This is a genomic window from Psychrobacter sp. CX21 (genome assembly GCF_057396255.1).
Window position 1 is genome coordinate 1 of the sequence record NZ_JBXYJG010000004.1, and the last position, 13,458, is coordinate 13,458.

6 protein-coding genes, 3 tRNA genes and 1 pseudogene are annotated in these 13,458 nt (G+C 40.0%); 8 read left to right on the plus strand and 2 right to left on the minus strand.

Features of this window, described 5'->3' with window-relative positions; genetic code table 11:
- Positions 1 to 2,005: Ig-like domain-containing protein (locus AC2SLP_RS03560; RefSeq protein ID WP_486535267.1), on the plus strand; the 2,005-nt coding region annotated here is incomplete at its 5' end.
- 137 nt (positions 2,006 to 2,142) lie between these two features.
- On the plus strand, positions 2,143 to 5,082 hold the full coding sequence (locus tag AC2SLP_RS03565) for an Ig-like domain-containing protein (protein WP_486535268.1): 2,940 nt from the start codon (positions 2,143 to 2,145) through the stop codon (positions 5,080 to 5,082).
- Positions 5,083 to 5,289: 207 nt separating this feature from the next.
- Here the strand turns inward: AC2SLP_RS03565 and uvrB are convergent, their stop codons facing one another.
- Together uvrB and AC2SLP_RS03575 are read right to left on the minus strand one after the other, a co-directional pair.
- The gene (gene uvrB / locus AC2SLP_RS03570; protein WP_486535269.1) at positions 5,290 to 7,407 is read right to left on the minus strand and encodes an excinuclease ABC subunit UvrB; all 2,118 of its coding nucleotides are present in this window, start codon (positions 7,405 to 7,407) and stop codon (positions 5,290 to 5,292) included.
- Between the two features lie 428 nt (positions 7,408 to 7,835).
- Entirely contained in the window at positions 7,836 to 8,396 is a 561-nt protein-coding gene (locus AC2SLP_RS03575; protein ID WP_486535270.1) for an acyl-CoA thioesterase, read from the minus strand.
- 471 nt (positions 8,397 to 8,867) lie between these two features.
- On the opposite strand from AC2SLP_RS03575, the gene AC2SLP_RS03580 reads away from it, so the two are divergent.
- From AC2SLP_RS03580 to AC2SLP_RS03605, 6 genes and pseudogenes are all read left to right on the plus strand, one after another.
- A tRNA-Asn gene (locus tag AC2SLP_RS03580) sits at positions 8,868 to 8,943 on the plus strand.
- Positions 8,944 to 9,199: 256 nt separating this feature from the next.
- Positions 9,200 to 9,961, plus strand: a complete 762-nt coding sequence (locus AC2SLP_RS03585) for an OB-fold-containig protein (RefSeq protein WP_486535271.1) — start codon at positions 9,200 to 9,202, stop codon at positions 9,959 to 9,961.
- Between the two features lie 230 nt (positions 9,962 to 10,191).
- A pseudogene (locus tag AC2SLP_RS03590) lies at positions 10,192 to 11,889 on the plus strand (flotillin family protein); the annotation flags it as partial.
- Positions 11,890 to 12,400: 511 nt separating this feature from the next.
- Positions 12,401 to 12,476 (plus strand) — tRNA-Asn (locus AC2SLP_RS03595).
- 317 nt (positions 12,477 to 12,793) lie between these two features.
- Positions 12,794 to 13,129 (plus strand): CopG family transcriptional regulator, encoded by a 336-nt coding sequence (locus AC2SLP_RS03600; RefSeq protein ID WP_486535414.1) that lies wholly within the window; start codon positions 12,794 to 12,796, stop codon positions 13,127 to 13,129.
- A 70-nt stretch (positions 13,130 to 13,199) separates the two neighbouring features.
- Positions 13,200 to 13,290, plus strand: a tRNA-Ser gene (locus tag AC2SLP_RS03605).
- The last annotated feature ends 168 nt before the right edge of the window (positions 13,291 to 13,458 follow it).

The window sequence follows — 13,458 nt, forward strand, 5'->3', positions numbered from 1 at the left end:
TCCACAAAGCGACTTCCCAGAAGGGCAAGAAGTCACGGTTTCGGCTGTGGTTAAAGATGAGGCAGGTAATGTCACCCCAGCAACGGATGACAGCGCCACCGTAGACATCACAGCGCCAACAGCGCCAACCGTTGAATTACCAGAAGATGCCACCAATGACACCGGTAGCAGTCAAACTGACAACATCACCAGCAACAATGCGCCAACCTTAACCGGTACTGGCGACGCCGGTGACAGCATTGAGGTGGTCATTGATGGTCAAACCCTCACCGCCACCGTTGCTGATGACGGCACCTGGTCGGTCACTCCTGATGCGCTAGCTGATGGCGAATACACCCCAACAGTCACTGCCACCGATGCCGCCGGTAACAGCAGCAACGGTACAGCCGAAACCTTTACGGTAGACACCAGCGCTCCGACAGCGCCGACCACAACCTTCACTGAAGACACCAATACGGATGGCACTCTAAACACTGATGAAAATGGTACGTCTCAAGATACTACTACGCTTCGGGTCAACTTAGCGGCTAATACCGAAGTTGGTGACACGGTGGTTGTTTCAACCAATGGCGGCACCCCGCAAGAAGTTGAAGTCACTCAACCCATGCTTGATGACGGGTTTGTTGATGTTGAAGTGCCAGTGACTGAACTTATTGATTTAGATGGGTCAGGTCCTAACTCAGACAAAGGTATTTCAGTTGATACCTATGTCAAAGACCCGGCGGGTAATCAGTCTGCCACTCTAACTGATAACTTGATTGTAAATCTTGCCACTTTTGGACCGGGTGACGTCAATAACGATGGCGTGATTAATGCCGACGATGATGACGCCACCACGGTAGATGGCGCCCCAACCACCAGCTTTACCGAAGACACCACGGGCGTTGACGCCAATGGTGAGCCAATTGTAGGCGCCGATGGTATCTTAAACATTGCTGAAAACGGCACGACGACAGACACTACCACCCTCAAAGTTAATTTACCTGCCAATACCGAAGCGGGTGACACCATCTTTGTTGCTACCAATGGCAGCACCCCGCAAGAGATTACGGTCACAGATGCTATGGTTACAGCAGGATTTGCGGATGTCGAAGTGCCGGTCACCAGCTTAATTGACCTAGATGGCTCAGGGCCCAATACCGACATGGGTATCATTGTTGACACTTATGTTGAAGACCCAGCGGGCAAACAGTCTGCCACCATGACTGATACGTTGATTGTTGATCTCAGCGCACCCTCTGATCCGGTTATTTTACCAAGGGAAACACCCGCTCTTATAAGGGATGAAAACGGAGTTTTTGTACGAGTTGAGCGTCAGGGAGTAGTACGCATCGAATCTAGCACTGACGACGATACTGCTTTTATGAATTTTATCTATACTGATGAGACTTATAACTCAGACACAGATGATATTGGTGTTACTCATGAGGTGACTGTCGCTAGAGGAGAGGATGGAAATTGGAACTGGCTTACTTTTGATGGTGAAGACGCTGTTGCTAACCCATCTGTTGTTCAATCTGTTCTAATACTTGAAAATACTGATTTAGATGGTGATGGAATAAATGAAGTTGTTATTACAATCAACCAGGACAGGTTATTAGATAATAGTGAGGTTATTGCAAGCAATACCGATATTGCTGGTAATGAAAGTAGTACAGTAACGGATTTTGCTCCACCTGATGATACATCTCGACTAAATTATGATGTACCTGGGGGTACTGAGTTCCAAGACAGTGCTGGATTCAGTAATGATGCGTTTATTGGTGAAATTATGTATGCAGGATTTCTTGATGATAATGGTGATTTTACTAATTTAACACCAGATGGCCTGTTCACGTTTGATGTTAATGATGCACTCACTGGGTATGGCTTCTCTATAGTGGATGAGACTGCCGCTAATAATGATGTAGCTCAACTACCCAATGATTGGACGTATGACGTTGCATTCTTTGATAGTTCATACAATCAAGTATACGTATTTACGCAGCTATTGACCGAGGTATAGCTGGGTTGTATTGATAATATTTTTTTCAGAGACGTACTCAAAGTTATGACACATAACTTTGAGCTTTACTTGTAGTTTTATTTGCCGTATATTCAGCCACAATTTTACAATTAATGATTTACTAAAGGAGCTAAAAGATGGCTACTACACTTAGAACATTTGAGTTAGCAGATAGCAATCTATCTACTAATGATCAAACGACAGTAACGATTGTGTTTGATACTACTGTTATAGACTTTGATGTTAATGATTTAATCCTAAAAGGTGTCAGCGTTACTGATTTTTCTACTACGGACAATGGACAAAGCTGGACTGGCACAGTGACAGCTTTGCCTGATTATAACGGCCCTGCTGAAATAAGAATTAGATCAAATACCTATTTCAATGGAGAGACCTTAGGATTGGGTAATGGGTTTGAATTAAGTTTTAACGTTGATACAACCCAACCTTTGGCACCTACTATTAATATAGAAAGCCCTGGTGCAGATGGGGTTTATAACATTGAAGAAGTCGGCGCTGATGGCACTGTTACTGCAACGATTACGCTGCCAACCTCAACTAATCCATTTGAAAACACCAAACCCGGTGATGTCTTGACCGTTAATGGGGTGGACTATGTTATCACCCAAGATATGATTGACAATGGATTTGAGCTTGAAATAACACCAGAAACTGACCCCACTGAAATAACGGCAAGCATTACAGATGCTGCGGGTAATACCGGTGCAATAGCGACTCAAGCTGTCGCGCTAGCTGATATTCAAGCACCGGATGCAACAAGTACCCAAATTGTTATTGACGATATCACCGCCGACAACATCGTTAATTTAGCTGAAGCCGGTTCAACTGTACCAGTTACAGGTAGCGTTACAGGCGACTTTAGCGCTGGCGATGTGGTCACTTTAAGCATAAACGGTACCGATTACACCGGAGCTGTTGATGCCAATGGCGACTATAGTATTGACGTTAATGGCGTTGATTTACAAGACGATGCCAACACCACTATTGAAGCACAAATTGTTGCCACTGATGCTGCTGGAAATACTGGTGTAATCGCTACCAGTAAGGAATATAGTGTAGATACGACTGTACTAGCGCCTACTGTTGTTATTACTGAAGATGCTAATGATGATGGTGTGATTGACTATAACGAATCAAATGGTGACGTTGACTTTACTGTAACTGTTGCAGATGACGCTGAAGTGGGTGACACGCTTACACTAAATGGTCAGCAAATTGCTATCACTCAAGCCATTATCAATAATGGCTACCAAGGCACGGTGACTGCGGTTGACGGTCAACAGGTTGACATCAGTGCGATGGTTACTGACAAAGCTGGCAATGCCTCAGTAGTTGCTCAAGATAGCGCTACGCTAGATTTGACTATACCTGATGCCGATGCTATTTACCTTTGGCATTTAGGCGCTAACCTTACTGACAGCCAGGGTCCATCAGACCAACGTGGTAAAACAGGTGGCAAATATGGCACTGACATCAACTACGAAACTGGCAATCTAAATGACGCTATATATATTGGTTATGAAGGGTTTGATAGCGATGGCAATCTAATCGTTTCTCCTTGGGATGGCGACTTTGAACGTGATTGCGGCGATGGTGATGTGGTTTGGACCATGGAGACTTACGCAGGTAATGACCTTATTCATATCCGTGAAGACCAAAACGCTTACACCGTAGCCAAACTTGGTTCAGGTGATGATACTTACTACGTACAAGGTGCGATGGATTCATATTTCGTACGCGCACAAACCAATCCAGAAGCACGTAGCTATATTTACACTGAAACAGGCGATGATACTGTAGTTGTTGGTGGAAATGGCGATGGTAAAGTAACAGGATGGGGCATAGACGGCGGTCGTATCTTCACTGGCAGTGGTAGTGACAACGTTACCGTTTATGGTGAAATGGATGATGGCGGCGTGATTGACCTAGGTGCTGGCAGTACTCAATATGCCAACTCTACTGATATTGACGCGGCTAATACTGTTGATAGCGCAGGTGATGTGAACAACCTTTTAATAACTTGTAACTTGGGTGAGTCTCCCTCAAACGATTATGGTCATGTATTTGGTGGTGCAGGCGATGACAATGTCAACATCGGTACTTACGTTGCAGGTACAAGTGAAATTAATCTTGGTGAAGGTACTAACTCAGTGACTATTGGTGATGATCTAGATGGTCATGCCAAAGTTATTACGGGTAGTGGTGATGACACCTTAGTTATTGGCGATGATACTGAAGATTATTCATCAGTTGACTTAGGTAATGGTAATAACGTTATCGATGTGGCAGATAATTTAGAAGACCGTTCAACTATCACGACTGGTTCAGGTAATGACACTTTAACTGTTGGTGGGTCTACTTGGAACGCTGCAACTGCTGTTCTTGGTGCTGGAGATGATAGCGTTACTATATCTGGTAAAATGCATTATTACTCTGAAGTTCATTTAGGTGATGGCGATAACGATATCAGCGTTGATGGTTTATTTCACTTTTCTAAAATTACTGCCGAAGCTGGTGACGACGTCATCGATTTAGGAAGTACATTTAAGGCATTTACCTACAATAACCACGTTGCCGTTGAGGCAGGCGCTGGTGATGATACGATTACATTTAGCGGTGGCAAAATGCACGGTAAAATTAGCGGTGGCGAAGGTGATGACACTTTGGTACTAGACTACGATAACAATGATTGCTTAGTGACTAGCTGGAAACATGAAACTAACGTGTCAACAAAGAACTTTAGCGGTATTGAAAACATCGAAATGACAGGTAAAAACGTTGTCGATGTACGCTATACAGATTTAGTTGACGATACAAGCCGTGATGGCGCGTTATTCATCCAAGGAGATAGTAATAGTAAAGTTGATCTAGGTTCTACTAATTGGAATAGCGATGGTGCAAACAAAGCTCAAATGCATGATTCTACTGGTGGTTACTGGGAACAAACCGATAGCGTAACTATCCAAGGTACTAACTATGATGTCTATCATAATACTATTGCGAATGAAGACACTAGGAATGATGTTTACATTGAGCAAGGAGTTGTCGTTATTTAATCTCCGTATTGGTTTGAATAACTAATATAAATTTCTCAATTTATATAACACATTGTTTTAAATCAAAAATCACCCTTAGTTAAAACTAAGGGTGTTTTTTTTATAAAAAATAATAAGTTCGTTTGAAATAAACCACTTACTCCATTCATTTAAACACATTTGTGAAAAGGAATGAAGTAACTGGTTTAATAACATTTTAATTTAATATTATTGGACAATATAAGCCTTTAACTCTAGTACCTTATCACGCGTCTTAGCAGCATCTTCAAATTTAAGTTCTCTTGAGAATTGCTTCATCTGTTTTTCAAGACGATTGATCTCTTTTGCCAATAAATCTGGACTGCGTAATATCTCGATGTCTACATCAGGCAGACTGCTGCTAGTCGGTATAGATTGATTATCGTTCAAATCTTCTTCATTTTCACCCGTATCAATCTTATCGGTAATGCTGCGAGTCGCAGATTTGGGTGTAATACCATGCTCTTCATTAAATGCAATCTGCTTTTCACGACGTCGATCCGTCTCTTCAATCGCTTTTTCCATACTTGGCGTAATACGATCAGCATATAATATTGCTTTACCGTTCAAGTTACGGGCTGCTCGTCCAATAGTCTGAATCAATGAGCGCTCAGATCGTAAAAAGCCCTCTTTATCCGCATCAAAGATCGCTACCAAAGAAACCTCAGGCATATCAAGCCCTTCACGTAGCAGGTTAATACCAACCAGTACATCATAGGTACCGGAACGCAGTTCATGAATAATTTGCATACGCTCAACCGTATCAATATCAGAATGTAAATATGCAACCTTGACATCATACTCTTTCAGATAGTCGGTAAGGTCTTCTGACATACGCTTAGTTAAAGTAGTGATAAGAACACGCTCATTTAACTCACGACGTTTGGTTATTTCAGATAACACATCATCTACTTGAGTCAATACAGGTCGTATCTCAATTTCAGGGTCAATGAGACCAGTTGGACGTACTACCTGCTCGACAACTTGTTCGCTATGTTCTAATTCATACTGTGCAGGCGTAGCGGATACAAAGATAGTAGACGGCTTAATTCTCTCCCACTCTTCAAACTTCATGGGGCGGTTACTCATAGCACTGGGTAATCTAAAACCGTAATTCACCAAATTCTCTTTACGTGAGCGGTCACCTTTATACATAGCACCGATTTGAGGTACTGTTACATGAGACTCATCAATAAATAGCAGCGCATCTGCAGGAATATAATCAAACAACGTAGGTGGAGCTTCATCTAAAGGCCGTCCCGATAGATGCTGAGAGTAGTTTTCTATACCGTTACAGTATCCAAGCTGCTGAATCATTTCAAGATCGTACTGAGTACGCTCTTTAATACGCTGTGCTTCAATAAGCTTATCGTTTTCACGAAAATATACCAAACGCTCATCTAGCTCCTCACGTATCGTTTCACTTGCTTTTTCAAGTTTCTCACGAGGTGTCACATAGTGCGACTTTGGATAGATAGTAATACGAGGAACGCTGCGTACAGTTTTACCTGTCAAAGGATCAAACCAGCTTATTTTTTCAATCTCATCATCAAACATACTAATACGAACAGCGAGTTGTTCGGATTCAGCAGGATAAATGTCTAATAGCTCACCTCGCAGGCGATACGTACCCCGCTCAAAATCTAACTCATTGCGCGTATATTGCAGCTCTACTAGTCGTTTGATGAGCGCATTACGATCTACATTATCACCCACAACTACATGCAGTAGCATCTTAAGGTAACTCTCAGGATCACCGAGACCATAGATCGAGGACACAGAAGAGATGATGATAGCGTCACGACGTTCAAGCAAAGCACGCGTAGCAGACAATCTCATCTGGTCGATATGATCGTTAATCGCACTGTCTTTTTCAATAAACGTATCGCTTGCTGCGACATACGCTTCTGGTTGATAGTAGTCATAATAACTAACAAAATATTCCACAGCATTATTTGGGAAGAATGATTTAAATTCACCATATAGCTGAGCAGCAAGAGTTTTATTATGCGCCATAATAATAGTTGGACGCTGGCATTCGCTGATAACTTTTGCCATAGTATACGTCTTACCGGAGCCAGTTACCCCTAGCAACAACTGAGCATCCATACCCGCATTAATACCTTTGACGAGCTTCTCGATAGCTTGAGGCTGATCACCTGCAGGTTCAAAGCTTGTAACCATATCAAATGCACGGCTGGCTATTTGAGTACCTGATGCATTAACACCAGTAATTTCTGCTTCATCTTGTAATTGAGTAGCTAATTGATTTAATTGTCTTGACGATCTCGGTTCAGGCATTCGCATAATAACTATCTTCACTCGCATTTATAAGGTATTAATAAGTGTTTTATTAATGGTTTATGGGGGCAATAAACGATATTTTAAAGTACCTATTAAAGTCAAAACGTAAGGTCATAACATGATCAACAATATAATTTAATATCTGGTTTAACACCCTATTTTTTTGGATAAACAATTAATTATACTGGTATATATCCCTAAGACTAAACACAAAAAAACCATCAAAAGATGGCTTTTTTGTTTTAAATATTTGAATTATTTATATCAAATTCATTACATTAAATAGGTGTTTGATAATAAGCTTGCAAATAAATTTGCTCGAATTAAATGACTAAAATAAATTCATTCGATTATTATTAATAATCAATCAGCACTCATCAATCAGCACTAATCAATCAGCACTAATCAATCATCATTTGTTTGAAATGACGTTAAACATCATCACTTGGCTTACGTCCACCTTCAAGTTGTCCAGGTGGTTTTTTATCGATGCTACAACTGGGGCGTTTAGCATTTAACTTGCGTAAACGCTTGCGCTCTACGGCGGCATCAAAACGGCATTGCTGTAAATAAGTTTTTATTTCAAGAGGAGGTACAGGCGTAGGTTTACCATGCTCATCAACAGCTACCATGGTAAAGAAACAGCTGTTGGTATGCCGAACAGTTCGCTCCTGAATATTCTCAGCCTCAACTCTTATACCTACCTCCATTGAGGTTTTGCCGACGTAATTAATACTTGCAGCAAAGGTAACCAGCTCCCCTACGTAGATAGGCTCTAAAAACATGACTTGATCGACCGACAACGTCACTACATATCCCCCACTATAACGGCTAGAACACGCGTACGCTACTTGATCTAGCATTTTTAGCAAGTCGCCGCCATGCACATTCCCAGTAAAATTAGCCATATCTGGTGTCATTAAGATAGACATATAAAGTTCATGTTTTACAGGTGCTTTAACTGCGGTGCTACTCGTATTCTGTTGAGGCATATCAATCCTTCATTTATTCGTGATTAAATTTATTCGTGATTAAATTCATCTGTAATTATTAATAATTTGAGGTGAAATTTTGTTCACTTCTATGACAATTAGGAGGTCCAATCGTTTAATTTTACTGTACTCTATATATAAAGTCTATTGATGCTATTCTAATTGACACGTCATAATAATGCGCGACAAAATCTAACGATTAAATCTAATATGAACTGTATATAACTTAAACTGCGATTTAGGCTAAAGTCATCTGATTAACTACTATATTTTAAAATTTAAATTTATATAATTGTTCAAAGGTTTGCATGTAATTTAATTTAGTAAAAGGTCATTATTCTCAAATATCTATATTTTTTAAAAAATAGCTTGACGACTGAAATAAATTTGATAGAATACGCCCCACTCAACGCAACATCTTATTATCCAAATAAATAACTAATAAGATTAATATTGCCTTGTAAAGATTATTCCCTAATAGCTCAGTTGGTAGAGCATCGGACTGTTAATCCGTGTGTCCCTGGTTCGAGCCCAGGTTAGGGAGCCACTTTAAGACATTAGTGACATTTAATGATAGTGTTAACTTAGAAGCTAATTCTCTTATGGCATATGCCAAACCCCTTGTTTTTTAATAAGGGGTTTTTTTTGTCTCTAATTTTACTAAGTTTAAAAAGTTTCAAAATATCTATATATTTAAATCGTCTTTTTAAGTTAATTAATGTAAACTAATTAACTGATAATTGTTAGAGTCTGTAGAACTATAATGGAACTACAAAATTTAAAACCGGTAAATTGAATCTCGCATGTTGCATTTATTAAATACGTCAGCTTTTGCACCTTTTATTGTTGCTGGCTTTGTTTTAGTTATTCTATTGATTGTTGAAATCGTTGGATTTATCTTCGGTGGTCTTAGCGGTTTTTTGGACAATTTAGTACCCGACTCATTAGTTGATGCTGACTTTGACGCCGATGTAAGTATTGATAGCGATTTGAGTTTAGGATTAAAAGCACTCGATTGGTTATATGTTGGCCGAATTCCTACCATGATCCTATTGATTTTGTTTATTGGTAGCTTTTGTATCAGTGGCATTTTATTGCAGCAATTATCATATTCTATTCTAGGTCATTACTTATCTCCTTGGATAGCGAGCCTTGATGCTTTAGTCATCAGCACCCCCCTTCTAAAGATCTTTGCCTCCCTACTCTATCCAATTATCCCTAAAGATGAGACAACTGCAATTAGTGGAGATGCATTGGTAGGTTTATCCGCCAAACTTGTTATAGGTCATTCAAGTTTTGGTGAAGCTGCTCAAGCTAAGACTATCGATAATCATGGTCAAGTTCATTATATTATGGTTGAGCCAGATCCTCAGTATTGCACTGATTTGACACTAGCACCCACTCATAGAACATCTCACAAGTTTACCGAACAAACTACAGTTGAAGATCCTATACAAAATACTGTTCAAAACCCCATTCAATCTGCTACTCCAGTACTTACCGATAATGACGACTTAATAATCACTAAAAGAGTATCAGAACGTTACTTGGTAAGAAAGTTATGAAGAAGCTTTCCATTGATTTCGTGAATTCGATTAATGAACCAATTACCTATTTATCTAGTATCAGTCAGTCTAGGTTTCTTTATTTCTTTAATAAGGTTTGTTCGCATTCATATATTCTTTTATTTGACTCCCTTTTTAGTTCTAAATATGTCATATTTTTTATGATTAATTTTGAACATAGTTATGTTCAAAAATTACAGTTTAAACTTCAATACAAATAAGGACGTTTTATGTCGGGTTTAGTCACCTACGCCATTGTTGCTGGTATTATCTTTGTTCTGTTACTCCTCATCGGGTTTATATTAACTCGTTTATATACTCGTGCTAGTAAAGAGGTCTCATTTGTACGTACGGGTATGGGTGGCGAGCGCGTTATATTAAACGGTGGTGCCTTTGTACTTCCCGTATTGCATGAAGTCATACCAGTTAACATGAATACGCTGCGCTTAGAGGTTCGCCGTGCTAATGAAGAAGCACTGATTACCAAAGATCGTATGCGTGTTGATGTAAAAGCAGAGTTTTATGTCCGTGTTAGTCCATTAAAAGAATCAATTGCTACCGCTGCCCAAACTTTGGGTATGAAAACAATGGCGCCAGATGAGCTCAAAAGCCTTGTAGAGGGTAAGTTTGTTGATGCTTTGCGGGCAGTTGCTGCCGAAATGCCTATGGAGGAGCTGCATGAACAACGTGTTGACTTTGTACAACGTGTTCAGCGTGCTGTATCTGAAGATCTATCAAAAAATGGTCTAGAGCTTGAGACTGTATCTTTGACTGGACTTGATCAAACTAACTTTGAGTATTTTAATCCTCAAAACGCCTTCGATGCCGAAGGTATGACCCGATTGACCAAAACCATCCAAGATAGACTTAAACTGCGTAATGATATTGAACAAGAAACAGATCTTGCTATTAAGACCAAGAACTTAGAAGCAGAACGTAGCCGCATCGACATTGTGCGTGAAGAAGAATATGCAAAGCTTGAGCAGCAGCGTGAGATATCAATACGCCGTGCTGAACAATCCTCAAATATTGCAACAGAAGAAAGTATTAAAGAACAAGAAGCCGAAGAAGCAAAAATTGCAGCAGAGCGTGAAATTGATCTTCAGCGTATTAATGCCGAGCGTGATATTAAAAATCAAGATATTATCAAAGAACAAGCATTAGAACAGGCCAACATTGAACGCCAAAAAGCCATCGAACTTGCTGAGCAGGACCGTCAAATTGCAGTTGCGGAAAAATCTCGAGCAGAATCAGTAGCCAAAGCAGAAGCTGATAAAGCACGTGCATTGGCTGTTCAACAAGCAGAAAACGTTTCAACAGTACGTGAAAGAGAAATTGCTGAGCGTGCCAAAGCGGTTCAATTGATTAAAGCTACTGAACAAGCTGAGAAAGAAGCTATTGATATCAAAGTTGCCGCGCAAGCAGATAAGATTGCAGCAACTGACAAAGCAGAAGCCGTCCGTATAGAAGCGCAGGCTCAAGCAGACAAACAGCGTCTTATCGCTCAGGGTGAGGCAGATGCTCAACTTGTTATTGCAAAAGCTAAAGCTGAACAATATAGAGTAGAAGCCGAAGGTACAGAAGCCATTAATGAAGCGGCTAATGTTCTGTCTCCAGATCAAATTGACATGCAAGTCCGTATCGCCTTGTTAGAACGTCTACCCTCAATCATTGCAGAATCTGTTAAACCTATCGAAAACATTGACGGTATCAAAATTCTACAAGTCGGAGGTAACGGAGGTAGTATGATCGGTGGTTCTGATAACGGTACAACATCTGCATCGGGTGGTCATGCAAATGGATCTTTAGCCGATGAGGTTGTAAGCTCTGCACTTCGCTATCGCAGTCAAGCCCCTCTTATTGACCATCTACTTGGTGAGCTTGGGTTAGCTGGTGGTGGCGACATTAACGCAATGACACGTACTTTAGTAGACTCCCAGTTTAAACCTGCAAACTCTACTGATACTTCTTCTACTAATACGTCAAACAGCAACTCTAATAGTTCAAATCATCGCACCCGTTATGCGGATAATGCAGGCTCTAAATCTAACGCTACGCAATCTTCAGACCAAGGGTCTGCAGCCGCTAATCTGCATAAGGTCGAACTGCCTACAGGTGTGAATAAAAGAGTAGAAAAAGCAATTCAAAAAGTAGACAGCACCACAACATCCTACGCTGATAAAGGGAATAATAAACCCTCTACTACTGACGGCGCTAATATCACTATCGCACCGGATAGCAAATAGTTACTTTAAAATTTATATTTTTTGTTCAAAGGGTTGACAGGTAACTAAAGCTTGGCTAGAATACGCATCACTTAGTTAAGACCCTGTCAATTAAGATATCATTAATTAAGATATTGACAACTAAGATTCTATACATAACTTCTTGTTTATGTTTAGTATTTAAATTAATATTTAAGATAGTGTCCTAAGTTATTCCCTAATAGCTCAGTTGGTAGAGCATCGGACTGTTAATCCGTGTGTCCCTGGTTCGAGCCCAGGTTAGGGAGCCAAATTCTAAAAGGCTATTTATTAAATTGCCTTTCATCTAAGCTCTAATCGATACGATTAGAGCTTTTTTGTATGTGATAATTTATATAAAACAAAGTTGCTATTATTTTTGTAGTAGCATAATCTAAGTTTTAACACTAAATTTATTGCTAAATAGCTCTTTATTGGCTGGAAGGCTCTTTATAGCCTAGATGGCTCTTTATTGACTGGAACGTTTGAGTGTACTTAATAGATTGATTTTGCTAAATAACTTAGTTGTTTAAGTTACGCCCTATATAACCTATAATAATTTAAATTTTATAAGATAATTGACATGGCTATGATACCTCCTCACATTCGTAATAAATTCTCAGATCATCCGCAAAAGATAATGCGCCCTGTTAGTATTAAGCTATCAGAAGAGATGATAACTTTACTAACGGAAACAGCTGAAGAGCATGGATTCAAGCGAATCCAAGGACTAATTAGGCTATATATACGTCAAGGATTGGACCGAGATCACGACGGCTATACACTTGCCGATGATGAAGTCTTTATCGAGAAGCTTCGTGCCAGAGGCGTAAGCTACTCTGTAATTGAAGATGCTATTGTAGATACTCATAATTCGTGTGAGTCCAAAGGTCTACTTGATGAACAGTACGAAGACAAAGAATAGTTTTTTAATTGAATATTTTTATAGATAATACTTGCAATACATTCAAGTTTCTCTATAATACTGCACCTACGGAGTCGTGGCAGAGCGGTTGAATGCACCGGTCTTGAAAACCGGCAAGGGTTCATAGCCCTTCGTGAGTTCGAATCTCACCGACTCCGCCAAATAGTAAAAGGCCAACTTATTGTTAAGTTGGTCTTTTTTTGTCTGATATTTAGTCATTACTATTTTGCCGGTGTGACTGCCTGTTTGTCTATTTGACTAACTTTTAGTATGTTTAGTGGACTAACCGATGTAATGACTATTTGATTAGTTGCAACCTAAACGCGATA